This is a genomic window from Fluviispira sanaruensis (assembly GCF_004295685.1).
Lineage (GTDB): Bacteria > Bdellovibrionota_B > Oligoflexia > Silvanigrellales > Silvanigrellaceae > Silvanigrella > Silvanigrella sanaruensis.
Genome location: NZ_AP019368.1, coordinates 3266995 through 3286658, shown reverse-complemented (window position 1 = coordinate 3286658; position 19664 = coordinate 3266995). Strand labels below are relative to the sequence as shown.

17 protein-coding genes and 1 tRNA gene are annotated in these 19664 nt (G+C 33.1%); 11 read left to right on the top strand and 7 right to left on the bottom strand.

Translation table 11 applies throughout. The features are described 5' to 3' along the window. Window positions 1-87 precede the first annotated feature (87 nt). On the bottom strand, window positions 88-1548 hold the full coding sequence (locus tag EZS29_RS13955) for an MltF family protein (protein ID WP_216678688.1): 1461 nt from the start codon (window positions 1546-1548) through the stop codon (window positions 88-90). Between the two features lie 193 nt (window positions 1549-1741). On the opposite strand from EZS29_RS13955, the gene EZS29_RS13950 reads away from it, so the two are divergent. Continuing rightward, window positions 1742-2521 carry a hypothetical protein gene (locus tag EZS29_RS13950; RefSeq protein WP_145987954.1) on the top strand — a complete coding sequence of 260 codons (780 nt, stop codon included), beginning with the start codon at window positions 1742-1744 and terminating at the stop codon, window positions 2519-2521. Between the two features lie 5 nt (window positions 2522-2526). On the opposite strand, the gene EZS29_RS13945 is transcribed toward EZS29_RS13950, so the two are convergent. After that, on the bottom strand, window positions 2527-3291 hold the full coding sequence (locus EZS29_RS13945) for an RNA methyltransferase (RefSeq protein WP_130612069.1): 765 nt from the start codon (window positions 3289-3291) through the stop codon (window positions 2527-2529). After that, window positions 3284-4642 carry a CCA tRNA nucleotidyltransferase gene (locus EZS29_RS13940; RefSeq protein ID WP_172603965.1) on the bottom strand — a complete coding sequence of 453 codons (1359 nt, stop codon included), beginning with the start codon at window positions 4640-4642 and terminating at the stop codon, window positions 3284-3286. The genes EZS29_RS13945 and EZS29_RS13940 overlap by 8 nt, the downstream gene beginning before the upstream one ends. Before the next feature lie 138 nt (window positions 4643-4780). On the opposite strand from EZS29_RS13940, the gene der reads away from it, so the two are divergent. From der to EZS29_RS13915, 5 genes are all read left to right on the top strand, one after another. Beyond that, a complete protein-coding gene (der, locus tag EZS29_RS13935) occupies window positions 4781-6286 on the top strand; it encodes a ribosome biogenesis GTPase Der (RefSeq protein WP_130612063.1) in 1506 nt (501 codons plus the stop codon). A gap of 2 nt (window positions 6287-6288) precedes the next feature. Then, window positions 6289-7680, top strand: coding sequence for an RsmB/NOP family class I SAM-dependent RNA methyltransferase (locus EZS29_RS13930; protein WP_130612060.1), 1392 nt, complete (start codon window positions 6289-6291; stop codon window positions 7678-7680). 112 nt (window positions 7681-7792) lie between these two features. Beyond that, window positions 7793-10288 (top strand): family 20 glycosylhydrolase, encoded by a 2496-nt coding sequence (locus EZS29_RS13925; RefSeq protein WP_130612057.1) that lies wholly within the window; start codon window positions 7793-7795, stop codon window positions 10286-10288. 194 nt (window positions 10289-10482) lie between these two features. Further along, the gene (locus tag EZS29_RS13920; protein WP_130612054.1) at window positions 10483-12099 is read left to right on the top strand and encodes a GMC family oxidoreductase; all 1617 of its coding nucleotides are present in this window, start codon (window positions 10483-10485) and stop codon (window positions 12097-12099) included. A 3-nt stretch (window positions 12100-12102) separates the two neighbouring features. Further along, window positions 12103-12561: a sugar dehydrogenase complex small subunit gene (locus EZS29_RS13915; protein WP_130612049.1), complete on the top strand. Its 459-nt coding sequence runs from the start codon at window positions 12103-12105 to the stop codon at window positions 12559-12561. Window positions 12562-12586: 25 nt separating this feature from the next. Here EZS29_RS13915 and fabG read toward each other — a convergent pair whose 3' ends face one another. After that, a complete protein-coding gene (gene fabG, locus EZS29_RS13910) occupies window positions 12587-13354 on the bottom strand; it encodes a 3-oxoacyl-[acyl-carrier-protein] reductase (RefSeq protein ID WP_130612924.1) in 768 nt (255 codons plus the stop codon). Between the two features lie 183 nt (window positions 13355-13537). Between fabG and EZS29_RS13905 the strand changes: the two genes are divergently transcribed. Both EZS29_RS13905 and EZS29_RS13900 read left to right on the top strand, forming a co-directional pair. Next, window positions 13538-13624: transfer RNA gene (locus EZS29_RS13905), tRNA-Leu, on the top strand. 156 nt (window positions 13625-13780) lie between these two features. After that, the gene (locus tag EZS29_RS13900; protein ID WP_130612046.1) at window positions 13781-14545 is read left to right on the top strand and encodes a tyrosine-protein phosphatase; all 765 of its coding nucleotides are present in this window, start codon (window positions 13781-13783) and stop codon (window positions 14543-14545) included. 6 nt (window positions 14546-14551) lie between these two features. Here EZS29_RS13900 and EZS29_RS13895 read toward each other — a convergent pair whose 3' ends face one another. Then, complete coding sequence (locus tag EZS29_RS13895) at window positions 14552-15331, bottom strand: SDR family oxidoreductase (protein ID WP_130612043.1); 780 nt, start codon at window positions 15329-15331, stop codon at window positions 14552-14554. A gap of 105 nt (window positions 15332-15436) precedes the next feature. On the opposite strand from EZS29_RS13895, the gene EZS29_RS13890 reads away from it, so the two are divergent. Both EZS29_RS13890 and trxB read left to right on the top strand, forming a co-directional pair. After that, window positions 15437-16474, top strand: a complete 1038-nt coding sequence (locus EZS29_RS13890) for a S66 family peptidase (RefSeq protein ID WP_130612040.1) — start codon at window positions 15437-15439, stop codon at window positions 16472-16474. A 108-nt stretch (window positions 16475-16582) separates the two neighbouring features. After that, the gene (trxB, locus tag EZS29_RS13885; protein WP_130612037.1) at window positions 16583-17506 is read left to right on the top strand and encodes a thioredoxin-disulfide reductase; all 924 of its coding nucleotides are present in this window, start codon (window positions 16583-16585) and stop codon (window positions 17504-17506) included. An 89-nt stretch (window positions 17507-17595) separates the two neighbouring features. On the opposite strand, the gene EZS29_RS13880 is transcribed toward trxB, so the two are convergent. Both EZS29_RS13880 and EZS29_RS16380 read right to left on the bottom strand, forming a co-directional pair. Beyond that, entirely contained in the window at window positions 17596-18090 is a 495-nt protein-coding gene (locus tag EZS29_RS13880; RefSeq protein ID WP_130612034.1) for a hypothetical protein, read from the bottom strand. Window positions 18091-18262: 172 nt separating this feature from the next. Further along, on the bottom strand, window positions 18263-18763 hold the full coding sequence (locus EZS29_RS16380; protein WP_130612031.1) for a YraN family protein: 501 nt from the start codon (window positions 18761-18763) through the stop codon (window positions 18263-18265). A gap of 219 nt (window positions 18764-18982) precedes the next feature. Here EZS29_RS16380 and EZS29_RS13870 point away from each other — a divergent pair, with 219 nt between their 5' ends. After that, a complete protein-coding gene (locus tag EZS29_RS13870) occupies window positions 18983-19654 on the top strand; it encodes an LSm family protein (RefSeq protein WP_130612028.1) in 672 nt (223 codons plus the stop codon). The last annotated feature ends 10 nt before the right edge of the window (window positions 19655-19664 follow it).

Sequence of the window (19664 nt, the reverse complement as noted above, 5' to 3'; positions counted from 1 at the left end):
TTGTGAAATCTAATAGAATTTATTAATTGATTTTAATATTATTTCGTTAGAATTTATTATAGTTAAAATGGATTTGTGTTCAATATATTATTTTAGGACTTTTCTTTTTTTATTCTTCTTGTCATTGATCATTTGATATGAGACATAATATTTTAAAATATTTCTGACATAGGTGGTTGTTTCGAGGCCTATCAGCTCTCCAGTTATCATTTCGACGTTATTAAACCATTTATTTTCATCTAATCCGCACATACAAGCAGCTGTTAATTCTCTCATTTTTAATATTTTTCCTGCACCCGCATTATAACTTGCAAGTGCAAATAGCATTCTATTATAATCATTAAATTTTGCATTTTTAAAGTATGTTTTCATTAAAAAGTTCATATACTTTGTACCTGCATGAATATTTGCTTCGATATTTGTAATATCTCCAACTTTCATTTGCTTACCTGTATCAGGCATGACTTGCATAACTCCAATTGCACCAACAGGACTTCTTGCATTTTGATTGAGTTTAGACTCTTGGTAACCTTGTGCAGAAAGCATGAGGGGATCAAATCTATATTTTGCTCCATACTTTTTAAAAATCTGCAGGATATTTTGAAATTTTTCGGTTTCTGTGTCTTGTATATTATTTTTAAATTTGCTCCAATTTTCTATTGTTTGTAAATATCTAACGTCATTTACATTGGTTTTCTCTACATAATGTAAGAAAAAATCTTCAAGTTCTGCATCAAGTAACGGGCTGTTTTTTCGAATCATCCAGCCACTTTTTCCTTTATCACGAACAAAAGCATTGTAATTTACTCTAATGTTAGGTAATACTTTTTCCCAAGTTTTTGCAATAATATCATCAACAATGACGATTTTTAATATTCGTGCATTGAGCATTTCTAATTTGTCTTCATCTGCTAAGTCTTCATGCAGAAATTGAAATTTCATAATAGGTTTACCAGCATCTTGAAAACTTTTATTGAGTTTTAAAAGACTATCATAATAGCTTGTATGTTTTCTAATACTGACTGTTTTACCAGAGAGCTCTTCAATAGAGGTGATGGGAGGGTCATTTTTATTTGTGACGACATACTCTGTATTTCCTCTTTGCACTTTTGCTCCTACGAAATCGATGAGCTTTGCTCTTTCGCGCGTAAATGTTAAGTTTCCTGCTGCAATATCTCCCATGCCAGTTAAGATATTCTCTACAAGATATTCAATTGAAGTTGGGATAACGAAAACTGTGATAGGTCTATTGCCAAGTTCTTTTTTATATTTTTTATTGATATATGCTTCAAAATCTCTAGCTAATTCTATGCTTAAGCCTCTTTCTTTTCCTTTGTCAATATAGTATAAAGTTTTGCTATAAGGCATAAATATTCGGATCATACGCCTTTGTTTCATGCTATCGAAATCACCAAGAGATTTATTTGTAATATTGCTAAACTTTAAATTTACTTCTTTGGCAATAGCTAAATTTGACTTTGGGAAAAACACACTTATAGAGATTATAATGATAAAAATCTTATAAATTCCTGACATTTTAAAAATCATCGTTTTTCTCGTCATCCTTTAATGTTTTATATAACAAGATCTTTTTTCGGATTCATTTTTTGTATTTTGAGTTTTTTTGTGAAATAATTTATGAATGATAGTATTATAAAATTGTTTAGAAAAAAAATTTTAGTAATAAATAATTTTAAGGAATTATTGTAAATAAATCTTCCTATTGGAAAAGGTATAAGCTATGTATGAAAAATATGATTTAAAAAATATATCAGCATTATCATTGGATTTGGTGGTAAAAAATATGAATTTGTATAAAAATATCTTCTGTCAAATTTTAGATTTTGAAATTATTTATGAAAACTCTTATAATATTGTTTTTCACAACAGTGAATTAAGCAAAGATCTTTTTATAACTATTGTTGAAAATAGCGATATGAAAAATGACGTTGTTAAGCTTGATGATGACAATGTCTTAGTTTTCTACTTAGAAAATGAAATGATTTATAGTAATATTTGTTCAGTATTGATAAAAAATGGGGTTCCAACCGTCAAATCCTTTAATCCCTATTGGGATGAAAACGGCAAAACATTTCTTATTTCAGATGACGAGAACTTTAGAATCGTTTTTTGTCGAAAAAAGTTTAAAAGTTTAGCTTATGGGCTTGTATACAATGCTCGTATTGCAATGCCAACCCACTCCCTTGATCATGTAAAAGAGATGTTTATTAATCGATATGGTATGAATAAAATATCTTTTTTTTCAAATCACGATAATTTTGATGGTATTATGCTGAGCCCAAATGAGCTTTTGGATTGTCATATCGAATTTACTCAGTATTTTGGCAATGATCATAAATTGAGTGATTCGTTGAATTATAATTTGAGTTTTATAAATGAGAGCTCATATAAAAGCTATTTTTCATATAATATTTTAACGAGTATTGACTTTATTATGAGTGAAAATAAAAGCTCAGAGGCTTATTGCTGTATTTTGGATTATATGAGGGTTAAATTTTAAGAGTCTTATTTAATATTTTCTTTTATCTTATTAAGAACACCTTGCAGGATATTAACCTCTTTCTCGCTTAGATACTTTTCAGAGATCAATTTAGAAAAAACACTCCATCTTTTAGATTCATTGCCAATTTTTATGTACCCTATTCTTTCGAGAACAGAAAATAAATTGTGTTTTAAACTTTCGATATGTCGCGAAGTTGCTAAGATAACTTTTTGTTCTTGAAATGATTCCTGTTTATTTAATGGTTTACTGATTTCATATAATATTACCATTACAGCCTGTGATAAATTTAATGAAGTATTTTGGCCAAAGGTCGGGATGGTCATTATTAAATCACAAAGATCCACTTCTGAATTTGTTAGACCAGAAGATTCTCTTCCGAAGACGAGAGCAATATTGTTCTCGTTTTGAATTTGCTTGAATACATATTCTAAATTCCAGCTATTTTCTAAAATTTTATGTTGTCCACGCACTCGATTTGTGAGGGCTATAACAAAATTTTGCTCTAGGAGAGCGCTCCGTAAATCTGAGTAGACTTTTGCCGACTGTAAGATATCTTGTGAATGCATGGCTAATGTCCTTGCACCATCGTTACCTCCACTTAAATAATCGCAAGGTTTAATCAGAATTAGCTTTGTAAAACCCATATTGTTCATTGCCCGCGCTACAGCTCCAACATTGTTTGGATGTTCAGGTTCAACTAGGACAACACTTATATTTTTGGTAAAATTTTTACTTGTTTCTTTATTTTTTTTTAGGGCACTAGACATTTATGTTTCCGATAGCAAAGTATTCTTTGAATAAGTCCGCTTTAAATTGAAGTAGATTTTCAAGTTTTGGCGCTTGACCTTTTTTTATGTAAATGTATTGTATATATTTAATTATAACTGAAATATATTTTTTATCTAATTGACTATTTTCAACGAGTAATACGACATCGTTTGACTTTATACTCGTAATGTTGCTCTTTGAAATACCATCGATCATTTTATAGAGAGTTTCTTTCAGTAAATTATCATTTATGAATACAGAGAGAGTTATTAAAATAATACGTGAAGATTGCTTTGATATTAAGTCAATCTGAGTAATTAATTCATAAAAGAGAAAATCATAAAGTTCTATATCAATCTCTTTGCTGTAAAGTTCTTTAAAGAAAATACATTTAAGAAAAAGTGAGCAAATTTTCTTATCCTCTGATGTGATTGGCCATTGATCAATCGCGGTTAAAATATTTGAGAAAGATTCTTTATTCACTCTGTTTTTAAATAAAAAGAATTTTAATAAATTAAAAAATGGTAAATGAGTGTCCAATTTTAGTTTACTTATTGCAAGCTGATTCTTGCTGTGCAAATTATATTTAGAGAATTTATAGCTTCCATTGGGAAAAATTATTTCTGTTAGATCTATAATGTTTTCTAGGTGTTCACAAAATATATAGAATTTTCCTCTTTTTACTTTTTGAAACTCAAGAATAATCCTTTCTTTACTCAATTCAAGGAGGCCCGCAGAATGATTTCTTGCTGCAGTTAAGCTTACAATATCAAGAGTAAAATTTAGATTAGCTGCAAAGCGTATCATTCTAAGAATTCTTAACGCGTCTTCTTGCAACCTATCTTCTGCTGAACCAACACAGCGGATGAGTTTTTGTTTGAGATCTATCATACCTAAATGAGGGTCAATTATGAATTGCTGCAAAGGATTAAAATATATGCTGTTTATCGTAAAATCGCGTCGATTGCTGTCATCTTTAAAAGTGCCTAATTGAATATTTTCGGGTCTTCTTTTGTCTAAGTATCTGCCTTCTTTGCGAAAACTTGTAACTTCAAAGTGCTGACCCATTAAATTGATGAGACACACTCCAAATGTCTGTCCAACAAAGATTGAGTTTTTAAATAAGTTTCTGACTTCTTCAGGTTTTGCCGAAGTAGCTATGTCAATATCTTTTGGGATTTTGTTGGGATTAAGGAGAAGATCTCTAACGGCTCCACCAACAATATAAGCATCATAGCCACTCTTTTGGAGAGTTAAACAGACTTGTTTTGCCGCAAGGAATATGGGGGCTTTTCTCACATTGGAGAAGGGTCTAAACTTCTTATTTTTAAAAATCACTTTATGTTTCACAAAAATTCCGTTATGCAGGTGGATTGGCTATGATGCCTTCTGTTTGCCCTATTTTTCGCCGCAGTGATGATTTGAAGATCATGGCATCTTGAAAAGCTTCTAGCATACTTTACAGTACAGACACAGGATTTCGCTATAATGACTTTAAGAACCTACACTCGCCTTGTTGCCCTCGTTGGTCGTCCCAATGTTGGCAAAAGCTCTCTATTTAACCGTATTATTCGTGAACGTAAGAGCCTCGTCCATGACGAACCAGGCGTGACAAGAGATCGAATTTTTGGCCGTGCTGAGCACAATGGTGAGGCTTTTTACTTGTGCGATACAGGTGGTTTTGAGCCAACGTCTAAAGATAACATCAAAATTCAGCTCGTTGAACAAGCTGAAATGGCTATTGAAGAAGCAGAAACTGTGATTTTTGTGGTGGATGGGCGTGAAGGTTTGCATCCTGTCGACAGCGATCTCATTCGTCGTTTGCGCAAATCCGAAAAAAACTTTGTCGTATGTGTAAACAAATGTGACTTACCAAAAGATGACATATTTATTGAAGAATTTCGTAAACTTGGCGTGCCCAATGTTTATCCCGTGAGTGCGGAGCACAACCGCGGAGTCTCAGATTTATTGGATGCCGCTACAGAAATTTTTGCCAGTGCACCAAAAGCTAAACAGGAGGATCCAGAAAATCCTCCCGTTAAACTCGCTATCATTGGTCGTCCCAATGTGGGTAAATCCTCTATTTTAAATAGACTCGTAGGAGAAGCTCGGTCAATCGTGGACAATCGCCCTGGAACGACGCGCGACTCAGTTGATGTTTCATTAAAGTACCATGGACGTGAAATTAAAGTGATCGACACAGCTGGAATCCGTCGGAAAAGTCGTATGGTCGATAAACTCGAGAAATTTTCTGCTTTTCGCAGTGTGTCTTGCCTAGAAGACTGCGATGTTGCTGTTCTGGTTATCAATGCTGAAGATGGGGCAACTGATGGCGATGCTCGCGTTGCAGGTTATGCATTTGAACTTAGAAAACCTATTTTAATTGTTGTTAATAAATGGGATCTTGTTAAAGATAAAACATCTAAAACAGTTAAAGATTTTACTGAAAAATTACATCTTGATTTACGTTATATTCGTTATGCACCCATCGTGTTTGTCAGTGCACTAGAAAACTTAAGAGTCAGTCGACTTATTCCAATGTGTCTTGATTTATTTGATCAAGGAAGTAAAAGAAATTCTACTTCTCAAGTGAATAACACTTTAAAAGAAATTCTTTTAAAGCACACTCCACCGATGGTTAAAAATAAGTCAAAACGTATTAAGTTTCTGTATGCAACGCAAGTGGGAGCTCTCCCACCGCGGTTTGTTATATTCTGCTCACATCCAAAAGATTTGCATTTTAGCTATAAAAGATTTGTAGAAAATGAATTCCGTGAAGCTTTTAATTATAAAGATATTCCAATTTCTATTATTTTCCGTGAGAGAACAAGGTCACCATTAGATGATAATGGGGAAAGAATTAAATCTAAAGGAACAGCTCGTTTTCAAAGAGATCGGAACTATGATGATGACATTCGTAGTATGGTTTTTGATGACAGTAAGGCTTTAGACGGAGCTGATATCGAATTTTTCGATGATGACTCCGAGGAATAAAAATGTTTGAACAAAAAAATAAAAGTGTGAAACATTATGATGGCAGATGGGCACATTTGTATAAATTATGGTGTTCTGCTCTTCAGCAAGAACCTTTGCCACAATTTGATAGATGGTTATCCCAGGAATTTGCAAAAAATTCAAAATATGGCAGTCGCGATAGACGTTGGTACAGTGAATGTTTATTTGCTGGAATCCGTTTTGGATATTTTGCCTTGTTTTGTGAAGAGTTTTTTAAAAGTAATAAGACAAAAAAAATAGACAAATTATCACTGGATGAGTCTATCTCTGATTTCAGCAAAAACTTTCAAACTGGGAATCAAGTTCTTTCTAAATGGAATGAAATATCTCCAGAACGTTTTTTTGTCTGGATTCGTTTGCGCTATGAATTGGCTTATAAAAATAAACCAAATACGCTTTCTCTTGAATTAGGCGATGAAAAATTTCAAGAAGAAGTTCAATTTTTTGTTAATTTAGTTAATCTTATAGAAAATTCAGAAAATATTATATTTCAATTATTGATTTCTAGTATACCAATTTGGTTTAAAGAGGCTATAGAAAAAAGAATTCATGAGTCTTCGTGGGAAAATGAAAAAACAAAACAGTTTTTCTCGGAACTCGAAATTCGTCCTCCTCTATGGATTAGAATCAATGATTTAGAAAAAATAGATATTGTAAAAGCAGAACTTGTTAAAGAAGGTTTTGAATTTGAACAATTTGATTCAGCTCTAAAAGTAACAGGTGCAAAAGGTGTTTTTGCTTTGCAAGCATACCGGTCAGGTCTGTTTGAAATTCAGGATTTAGCAAGCCAAAGAATTGGGCAAAATATTCAAGTTAAAAATGGCCAATTTGTTTGGGATTGTTGTGCAGGCGGTGGAGGTAAAACTCAGCAAATTGCCAGTTTATTAAAAAATAAAGGTGTCATTTATGCATCTGACATTCGTGAATATAAACTGGAAGAAGTCAAAAAGCGTGCGCGTAAATCAGGTTTTTTTAATATCCGTTGCCTTCCATGGAATGGAGAAAATCTCCCAAATTTTCAAAAAGAAGTTGAAAATAGACATGGATTTGATTGGGTATTAGTAGATGCACCATGCACTTCATCGGGAACATGGAGAAGAAACCCAGACGCAAAATACCGAGTGAGTCATACAAATATCGAAAGTTTGACTCGTCTGCAATTGAGCATATTAGAAAATGCCAGTCGTGGTGTACGAGTGGGTGGACATTTGGTATATTCTACTTGCAGTTGGATTTATGATGAAAATGAAGGAATCATTTTAGAATTTCTTAAAAAAAATACTTTCTACACTTTAGTTAAGCAAAATTTATTAGGTTCTCCAAACGAAAATGCTGACACAATGTTTGCAGCAGTCCTGAAACGAGAAAGTTAACACCTTTCTCGAAGTTTAATTGCAATTTATTTTAAATCTATTAATATAGCTAAATAAGAAAATTTATTTTTGTATCTTTGGATTGGTATCCATTTAATATGGAGTATTTGCCATGAGAGTGTTAAATCTTTTACACTTTGTAGTTTTTTTTATATCCATGTGCGTTTTTACTCTAGCGCATGGGAGTAGGCTATCTGCTTATGATGATTTAACCGAGCATATTCCTTCGCTCTTTGATTTTGTTGAAGTCTCAGATTTTAATTATGCAAATAAAAATAAAATAAACGAAACTTTGATTATAGAATCTGTATTAATTGGTTCTTGTACAAATAAAAACAGTCCTTGTTTTGAGAATGCACAGGTAAGCGAGTTTTTTGCTCTTATCAAATTAACAAATACAGGCTCCTTAATTCAAAACTGGAAATTTGGTTTTTATATGCCGCGGAGTTTTAACCGCCATGGTAAAATAAATAATAATCTAACAATGGATATTTGCGATGCTACGCACAATTGCCAAAAATTAAAATATTCGAAAGAGACATCGGTATATCGAAAGGATCAGAGTGTAGGATATACTACCGTACTAGAACCAGAAGGAGATTTTGAGCTAAAACCAGGAAGTCAGTATGAAATAAGGTTGATAAGAAATAATCAGTGGCGTCCAAATAATATTTCAGCTGTACCACAAAATTTGTTTTTAGTTGTACATGAGAATAATGCAAATAAAATTTATAATTTATCTACAAATAAATCATCATATCATATTCAAGGTTACAATCAAAAAAATGTAGATGCATTAATAAGTGACCATAATATTAAAAACTGGAATTCTTCTAGCCAAACATTGTCAAATCATCCTATTATTCCCTCTCCAGTCAGTTATATTAGCAGTAGCGATGAAAAATATTTTTTTTTTACGGATGAGTTAGGTTTTGAAAATGCATTTGCGGGACTTGATCCGAGAATTGAAAATTATTTAAATCATATTTTAGTTTCAGACTTGAAAATAGCAGAAATGACAAAAAAGTTTAATAATATAAATTCTGGAATTATTTTTAAAAGAATAAAGAATCCTAATGAAATTTTACACAATCCCGAAGGCTATAAAATTTCGATTTCAGAAAATCTTATTTTAGTAGAAGCTTTGCACAATGCTGGTTTTTTTTATGCTGTGCAAACATTGCGCCAACTCTGGTTTCAAGCAGATATAAAGAGTTTAAACCAAACAGGTTTAAAAACTGCGACCATAATTGACTATCCACGTTTTAAATATCGAGGGATAGCATTGGACCTTGCTCGCCATTTTTTTTCAGTAGAAGAAATTAAAAATTTTATAGAAATAATGTCAGTGCATAAATTAAATAGTCTTCATTTGCATTTTGCAGATGATGAAGGATTTAGAATTCAGTTAACAGACTTTGATAGTTTTAACAAAATTTCAGACAGTCGTGGGTATGGGAAAAATATTGGACCTTTAATGTTCGTCCAAGGAAACTTAGATAAAACAAATACATATAGATATAAATATCCAACGGCAGTTACACAATATACTAAAACATACACTAAAAGTGAAATATTAGAAATAATTCAATTTGCAAATAGTCATCAAATCACTGTGATTCCTGAAATTGATTTACCTGGCCATTCGCGCGCGCTCATAAAAGCAATGCCTAATATTTTTTATGATAAAAATGATAAATCAGAATTTATGTCTGTGCAGGGCTATACAGATAATGTCATTCCTGTATGTGCATATGGGGATAAAAGTGAATTTGGAATTAATTTTACAAATAGATTAAATAAAATAATTTATGAGATAGCTGATATGTTTTCGAATCAATCTACCCTTTATTTTATAAAAAATGAAATAAGCCTTGGCGGAGATGAAGTCAGTGAGGATGCTTGGAATAAGTCAAGTACTTGTCAAAATGATTGGGCTCAATTAACTTCGCTTGGAAAGTCGCATAAATTTTTTAAAGAGATATCAAATAAATTAAATAATATAAAAATATCAGGATGGCAACAATTTGTTCAAAATGACGATCAATCTTTAGGCAGTGAAAGAGTTCAAGCAGACAAAACAGGCCGAGTTTGGCTTTGGAACACAACTGAAAATGGTATATTGCAAGCAGTAAACTTAGCAAATAATTCTTATCCTGTAGTACTTGCTTTTGCGGATCAGACTTATTTTGATTTAGCTTATAATCCAGATAGAAATGAACCGGGCTTTAGTTGGGCGACACAATTTTCTGATACTGAAAGCGCATTAAGATCAAGTTTGAGTTCTAAAATTACTCAGGAGATGACATATTATCCAGAAAATATCCTTGGTATCGAAGGAACACTTTGGTCAGAAAATCTTCCAACATATGCTCATTTAACGTATATGGCATTGCCAAAAATGACTGGATTGGCAGAAGCCAGTTGGGCATCTGTAACTTTTACCACAGAAGCTAATTTAAAGACAAATTGGCAAAGTTTAATTCATCGTTTGGGCTGTGGTGAAAAAGGTTTTTTATCTTTTATTTATAATGTATATAATGTTAAATATCGTGGTTATCCTACCGGAATATCTCTTGAAGCTCCACGTGAATTTTGTAATTTATAAATTAATTCAAAGATTTAAAAAATAAATTTGTTTAAATAACCCTTGAATTTTTCATTAAATTAATTATTATACTTAATGTTTATATTCATGCATATATATTTAGATATTTTTTTGTTCAGAAAATCGTATATTAAAATTATTCGAAACAAATAAATTATGATTTTTACATATTTTAAAAAACTCAAAGGAGAAATATGGAAAATTTGAGTTCTGATATTGTTATAGTCGGATCTGGAATAGCTGGCTCACTCATGGCGGAACGATTGACTCATAAAGGTATTAAAGTACTTATATTGGAAGCAGGAGATAATGTTGATAGAGGCGAGGCTTTCAATAGATATACAAATGCAGTTCTGAAAATTCCCGAATCAGCTTATATGGAACAAGCGCATGCACCGTTTCCAACAACGTTAAACGACAAATATTTTATTCAAAAAGGAAAAGAAATATTTAAAAGTACTTATTTAAGAGTTGCTGGAGGAACAACCTGGCATTGGCAAGGAGCTACCCTCCGTCTTCTGCCAAATGATTTTAAAATGAAAAGTAAATTCAATGTAGCCTTGGATTGGCCAATAGAATATAAAGATTTAGAGAAATGGTATGAAGAGGCTGAAGTTGAACTTGGTACGGCAGGTTTTAATGGTGAAGATTTAGGTTCTCCCAGACAAAATAAATACCCTCTGCCTGAAATTCCATTTTCTAATTTAGATCAATTTATGCTTAAATCTCTCAAAAAATCAGAATATAAAATTGTCCATACTCCTCAAGCGCGCAATTCTATAGTTTATGATTTGCGTTCTGCATGTTGTGGAAGTGCAAGTTGTATACCAATATGCCCCGTCCAAGCTAAATATGATGCCACTGTCCATTTGAATAAAGCAATAAAAAATGGAGCAAGACTCATTACAAATGCAGTTGCCTGTGAAGTAATTGCCGATACATTAAGTAAAATATCAGAGATTAAATTTAAAACGAAGGATGGTAAAAAATATTTGGTAAAAGGTAAAACTTTTATTTTAGCAGCAAATGCAATTGAAAATGCAAAATTATTATTAATGTCTAAAAGTGAAAAATACAAAAATGGCATTGCAAATTCAAGTGATCAGGTTGGTCGTAACCTTATGGATCATCCAATCGTGTTAGCTTATGCATTGACTCCTGAACCTGTGTTTCCTTATCGTTCCCCACTATCTACTTCTGGGATTGACGATACGCGTGATGGTACCTTTAGAAATAGCTTTGCATCTTATCGATTGCAGTTTGGCAATGATGGTTGGACATTTCCAATAGGGGGCTTGAATCCTTTTATTGAATCTTTAATAGAGAAAGGCTTTACAGGTAAAGATTTAGAAAAGACTTACAGAGAAAGTGTCTATCGTCAGGTTGCAATTTCTGCTATGACGGAGCAATTGCCAGATCCAGAGAATCGAATACTTCCTTCATATGAAAATTTAGATTCAATTGGAATTCCACGTCCAGAGATATATTACTCACTCGATAACTACACACATAATTCTTTTAAAGACTCAAAAAAGAAAATGTCTGAAATATTAAAAGTGACAAATTGTAAAAATATTCTAACGATCGAGGATTTTTTTGGTGCTGGTCATGTGATGGGCACGCATAGAATGGGTAAAAATCCCAAAAAATCTGTTGTAGATGAAAATTTAAAAAGTCATGATCATCCCAATCTTTTTATTCTAGGGGCAGGTGTAATGCCTACGACTGGCACTGCCAATCCCACACTTACTATAGCCGCTTTGTCACTAAAATGCAGTCACTATATTCTTAAACAACATTATAAGGTGTAAAGTATGAACTGTTTAAAAAGGCGAGAATTTTTATCAAATTTAGTAATGACTTTTTCTGTAACTTCGTTTGCGATTCAATTTTCAACATTTGCGGAAGACGATATTGATCTTCTGAATAAATTTATGAAGATTTCAGAAAAACTCACTGGTAATTCGGAATTAGATATAGAGTTAGGTAAGAAATATTTAGAATATTTCATGATAGATAAAAACAATAGAGCAAAAATATTTGAATTACACTCTTATTTAAATTTAAAAATCCCCGATTTTCGTAAAGATTTAAAAAAACTTTCAAAAGAAATTTTATTGAGTTGGTACACAGGAATTGTAAAAGTAAATGGATCGAGTCGTTTAGTAACTTATACTGGTGCTCTTTCTTGGACAACTTTGCAAGGGATTAAACCACAGGGATTTTGTGGAGGCGAGTTTGGCTATTGGACTAAAAAACCCAAAATGAACTGAGTGCATTATGCCCCTACGCCAAATCTCAATGCATGGTCATTCCGCCATCCACAGCAAGTGTCTGACCTGTCATATAACTCGACGATGGACTTGCTAAAAAGACGGCTGCTTTTGCCACTTCAATTGGGTCACCAACTTTTTGTACAGGGATTTTTTCGATAATTTTTGCCAAAACTTCATTGCTCAAAGCACTTGTCATATCTGTTGAAATATATCCAGGTGCTATAGCATTGATTTGCACATTTCTGCCTGCCAATTCCAAAGCAAGGGCTTTGGTGAAGCCTATTACTCCCGCTTTACTAGCAGCATAAGCCGATTGTCCAGCATTGCCTGTTAAGCCAACAACGGAAGAAATATTAATAATTTTACCTGCACGTTTGCGCATCATGCTCATAGCAAGGGCTCTGGAGCAGTTAAAAGTGCCTTTTAAGTTTGTATCTAGGGTATTGTCCCATTCTTCTTCTTTAAATTTAACAAAAAGATTATCGCGCGAGACTCCGGCATTATTCACAAGGATTTCTATGCTACCATGTTCTTTTTCAAGGGCTTTTACTGTGTCTTGGACGAGATTAAAATCAGAAACATCGAACTGGACGCAGGTCGCAATACCACCACTGCGGACGATTTCTCCGACTGTTGCTTCAGCTGCCTGAGCATTTCCAGCATAATTTATGATGACCTTTGCTCCCAATGCGCCAAAAGCAAGAGCAATGGCCTTTCCTATTCCACGGGATCCCCCAGTCACCAGTGCAACTTTGCCTGCAAGCAAAGTAGGAGCATATATTTGTTTCATAACAGTAGCTACATCAGCTAATTCTGTAGACTTCTTTTCGATGTTTTCCATATTATTGCCTCTATTAAATCATTCATACGGATTTCCAAAACTTACGAAGTGACGCTACCATGAAAAAAAAAAACAGCAAATAGTCCTTTGAGGCTTGTCATCTGCGAATTCATGCTATATGTAGTGTTTCGTGCTCATGTGGCGGAATAGGTAGACGCACAGGACTTAAAATCCTGTATCCGCAAGGGTGTACCAGTTCGATTCTGGTCATGAGCACCAACTTCTTTAAGTCTCTCTATCCTTTTCTTTATTCATTTCATTTGTTAAATTAAATTTCAGATCTACGAAATGCTTTTATGTAAAGCACTTTTAAAGTCTTCGTTAAACGATTTTTAATGTTTTATTTTTATTAATTTAAAAAAATCAGAGAGATCTATGTCAAAAAAGAAAAAGATAATAATTGCTTTGACTTCTGTTCTAGTGATTGCCGCAGTCCTCGTATCATTCATAGGCTATATTTATAAGCGCGATAAAAGCAAATATGAACCCAAACTTTGGGTAGGTTTATTGGATTATAGATTAAACTTCAGAGATGTTGGCGAGAGTCTTAATCAGTGTCTTAAAAAGGATATATACAAAACAGGTCTCGTTTATCGATCGAATAAGTATTTTTCAGGGTGGAGTTGCGATAAGATCAACAATCCAGATAAAATCTATACATTGAATTTTAGCCCATCGGATCCGCATTCTTTTTACTGTGAAAAAGAAGATGGAACTCGACTCTTTGGCTCACATCCAAATACTGATTTTGTCATAAGTGATATTGAAAACCTTGAGAATTGGAAAAGACCAGAATTTAAAAACTCGATGTGCCAACTTTTTAAGAGTGCTCTTGTCGATATCACGCAAAATAAAAGTTTTCTTTTTCACTGTGATGTAGGGCGTGATAGAACAGGTACTTTTGCGGCAATGATAGCGATGATGCTCTCTGAGGAAAAAAATATTGCTAATGAAAATGTAATTGAATCGATTGAATGTGATTATGAAAAAACCAGCGCACTTGAAAGTTTTAAAAAGGGAAGAATGGAAAACTTTTTAAAAGAAATGGTTGAGCAGGGAGGAGTTTCGCAATTTATTCAAACTCAGTGCGACCTAAGTTCTGAACTTATTGTGCAAGCAGCAGATAACTTTATTAAGTAAAAATTATTATAAATACGATTTTGTCGAACATCCATCCACAACAATTGTTTGGCCATTTATAAATGAAGCATCCTTTGACATAAGGAAACAAACCACTTTGGCAATTTCTTCTGGTTTGGCCATTCTTTTTAAAGCAGCTCTATTTTCCCATTGTGATCTAACTTCCTTAACTGAAGTTTTATTATTCTGCGCAGTTTTTTCTATTATATTCTCCAAGTGTTCCGTGGATGTTGCACCAGGTGCAACATTATTTATGCGTATACCTGTGTGGCCAATTTCATGGGCAAGATTTTTCAGAAATATAACTAGACCAGAACGATAAATGGCAGATAAATCAAGCGTTGCAATAGGCTCTTTTACAGACGTGCTTGTTATAGCAACAACACTCGATTTATGATGCTTCATATAGGGAAGTATATTTAATAAAAATTGGGCTGGCCCTGCAAGCATTATTTTATTGCCTTCAATAAAGTCTTGAAAGGCGTGTTCCGATGTTTTCTTGCCTGGAAAACCCCCACCATTTAATAAAACACCATTTAATTTGCGTGCCTGTAAAATATCTTTTATCTTTTTTTCAAATTTTCCATCACTTAAATCGAGTGCCACAGTTTCAACACTCGTTGCCCCCAATTCTTTTAATTCGCTAATTTTATCATCAATTTTGTCGGCATTACGTGACGAAATAATTATTCCTGCATTTTGTTCAGCAAGTTCTTTTGCAACAGCATAACCTATGCCTGAGGACGCACCTGTTAACCAGAAAAGAGCATTTGATAAAGATTTCATAGGGGTCTCCAATAGAAATGTTTTATATAATATAATATACAAAATTGACAAAGCAAGTTAGCATAGATAAAAATAATGATTTAATTCATTATAAAGGAAACAATAATGCATACAATAAAAATTATAAAACCTAAAAAAATTAAACTGGGAGACACTGTTGGAATATTTACTCCTTCATTTCCAGCAAATGTTACTTTTAAAGAAAAATATTTACATGGTATTTCTGAATTAAAAAGAATTGGATTTAATGTAATTGAAGGCGATTTAACAAGAAAAAGCATTAACCAAGGTTATCGTTCTGGCGCTCCGCAAGAAAGAGCACAAGAGTTTATGGATTTAATTAAAAATAGCAATGTTGATTTTTTAATGTCGACAATTGGTGGATATAATTCTTCTTCTATGCTTGAATATTTAGATTTTGAAGAAATAAGAACACAAAGAAAAATTATTGTAGGCTACAGTGACGTGACTGCTTTGCATATGGCTATTTTAACCCAAGCCCAGTTATCGACTTTTTATGGCCCAGCTGTTGTGCCAACCTTTGGTGAATGGCCACATGTTTTAAAAGAAAGTTTTGCATCTTTTTTTGTGATGGGTTCAGATAGCAGTATGATAAATTACACGCTCCCTATTTTTGAAAAATGGAGCAATCATTTTCGCGACGCTACAACGCATGAATGGAAATCCGTTGATAGAGAGTATTTTCCAAATGCAGGCTACAAGGTGCTGTCACCTGGAGTTGTCGATGGATCTGTCGTAATTGCGAATTTAAATACCCTATGTTCACTTGCAGGGACAAAATATTTTCCCGATTTGAATAATAAAATTTTATTGATTGAAGAACAAGATGCTCCATTTGCTGAAGAAGAACGTTCGCTCACTCAATTAAAAATAATGGGTATTTTTAATATTATTAAAGGACTCATAATTGGAAAAGCTGAATTATTAAATAGCCAAGGCGCACCTTTTAATTATGACGAATTAATCATGGAGGTGGTCGGCACAAAAAAATATCCAATAATAAGTCATTTCGATTGTGGTCATACACATCCCATGCACACAATGGCGCAAATGATTTCTATAAAATTGGATGCGTCAACAAGTGATGTGAAAATAAAAATACTAGAATCTGCGGTGGAATGATTAAACTGAGCAGTTTCTGTAGCCCCTTGTTTAGACTCTGTCTAGATTGTATAACGAATACAGTTGAGATACCTCATGTGGTATCAGTCATTATAAAATGGAGATAAAATGGAAAAAATCGTCATAATCGGCTCAGGTCCTTCTGGCCTAACTGCAGCTATATATTCAGCACGAGCAGCGCTCTCTCCTGTTGTCATCAGTGGAATGCAACCCGGTGGTCAATTGACTACGACAAGTGTCATAGAAAACTGGCCTGGTTTTGTGGATGGTATTGACGGTAATAAACTCATGAGTGATATGCGTGAGCAAGCAGAAAAAGTCGGCGCGCGCTTTGAAACGGGTGAAGTTAAAAATATCGAAAGAACAAAGGATGGTACGTTTGTCATCAAGCGTGAATACGAAGAAGATATTCATGCAAAAGTTGTTATTATCGCAACAGGTGCATCTGCAATCACACTTCCTTTGCCAAATAAAGATAAATTAATGGGCTATGGTCTCTCAACTTGCGCAGTGTGTGATGGGTTTTTCTATCGCAATAAAAAAGTTGCTGTCGTGGGTGGGGGCGACAGTGCTATGGAAGAAGCAACATATTTAGCAAAACTTGCGAGCGAAGTTATTTTAATTCACCGCAGTGATAAATTCCGCGCAAGCAAAGCTATGCAAGAACGCGTTATTGCAAACCCAAAAATAAAAATCATTTATAACACTGAAGTTGTTGATACCCTTGCTAATGAACAAGGGCTAACAGGAATTGTAGTAAAAGAAAACGGTGGAAAAATAGATAACATAACTGTGGATGGATTATTTATGGCAATTGGTCATCATCCAAATACAACTTTTGTAAAAGAATTAGTGCAGATGGATGAAAAAGGTTATATTTTAACCCAAAACGGAACACATACAAATATCCCGGGAATTTTCGCAGCTGGTGACGTTGAAGATAAACTTTATCGTCAAGCTATTACAGCAGCAGGAAGAGGCTGCCAAGCGGCACTTCAAGCAGAAAAATTTATTGAAGGTATTCAACATTAAAGAAAAAGAGTAAGGAAAAACTCCTTACTCTGCCCTGCGATTCATATCAAATTTTATGGAATTATAATTTAAATATTTCTGATTTTAAATTAATTTATTTGCAAAATATATCTTGGTGTATTATTGCAATAAGCAATTAAGCCGGAATTTTTTATTGCCAAACGAACAGCATTATTACCTTTTGCTTTCATTAATGAAGAAAAAATAGGGTTTATATACGATGGGCTTCCGTCAATAATATTATGACTTGTTACATAAGCTTCATTGCAATTTCCGTTAGGAATATTTCCTGTCAAAGAATATGATGTTTGATAAGTTCCTAAAAGAGGAATATTTTTGATTTTAAATGAATTTTCTTGTACATTAAGAGATACGAGTTTATTATTAGAATCTAATTCATAAGAACCGGTAAGATGAATAGGATATGATTCATCAAGAACTCCTACATTAAAAAGATCAATTAATGAAGTAACAATTTTGTCGATATTTCCACTGTGTATAACTGTATTCAAATTGTGTGTTGAATTAGCGAATGCAGTCGATGAGAAAATTGTTAGAGCAGATAGAATATATTTTATTTTCATTTTTGTTCCTTTTTTATAGATTGTCAGGGCATGATTAAAATATCAACATATTCAATTATTTACAAGTACTTTTTTGCTTATTTTATTGGAAGTCTTTTAAATTTAATTGAAAATTATTTTTTATAAATTAATTGATTGGATTTTCTTGTTGTCTAAATAAGAGAAGTTTTTTTTAAATTAAAACTTCTAGTATGTTTTTTTTAATATTAAGATTTGTAAACTCAGGTTCAATAGAGAGAATTATAAATTCATCGCATATAAAGCATATTTTTATGGAAGAATTTAAATTTAATAAACAGCTCTTATTGAATTTAAATTTAATTTTAAGTATAATGAATATTCTTATGTATATTTTTGCTTGATATCTTAAAAATAAATTCTCGGAAAAATATCGTAAGTTCCTTATTTGATGGGATTTGATATATTTTTTAATACCTATTTCGGAAAATATTTCAAATAGTGTTTTATATGATGTAATAGTATTTGTTTTTATTTCTGCAAAACATAAATGGTTATCTTTACCTTCTTTATTTGAGGAATATATGCGATCGATTTCTCCTCTTTTTAATTTAAGGTTTTTTTGTATAGGTATCCATTGGTGTTTTTCAAGCCATATATCAACCTGGGTTTCCCCCCATTCTCCGAGCCTTTTTCGGTATTTCGTATCTTTCATCTGCACTCCCTCAAAGCTGTGCTTTGCCCTAAGGTTTCATTAGTCTATTTTTATCTGGAGAGGAGTTTTATAAAATTTTTGAGCACTTCTTTAAAAATTTGATTTGATTTTGGACGTATTACGTTATACCCAATCTGATTAACGTTTTTTGCTCATGCTTTTGAACTTTTTGTTTAGAAGTTTGGGATTGCAAAAACCAATTGAATTTTTGGAGAAGTCTTGTATCCAGCCGATGATACTATTAAAATAAACAGTCCAAAGCTTCTAACTAAGCAGATTCATACGAATATTCTATTAGCGTTGAGGGCAGCTTTGCACATGCTGAAGTCACAACCAGTGGTAAATCCAGGGGTTATGAATTTACGAGTGCGCAATTGGCTTTTCCTTTATGAAGAAGGTGAAGCTATTGTTGATATCATTCTAGATAAGGGCTACTCTTTGGCGGAAGTAGAAGCTTTTGTTGTGCCAAGGCTTGCTGAATCAAGTCTTTCATTTGATGAGTGTGCCGAGTTTCATGAGTTTCTTATGACAACCGACGCTCTCGATCTCATTGCAGATGATGTACAAATTCGTGTGGGATCTCCTGGCTCCGAGCCAACCCTATATGATCTTGAAGATTATCAGGCATCTATAGGCAATATGCTTAAAGTTGAAGCTTGGAACCTTATTGAAGGCAGAAGCAAATTTACAATGATTTTAAATGATATTTATGATAAAGATGGAATGAAAATTATTGTACTTGCTGAAGGTGCTCATAGGTTTGAAATTCCTCTTGAGAATATTAAAACTGCATTTGTGCTGCCATTTCATCCTGCTTCTAAATCTGTCAAATTGGCAAAAGAGGCAGCGCGAAAAAAAGCGCGGCAAGGTGCTTCTAAAAAATATAAATAGTATGAGCCTT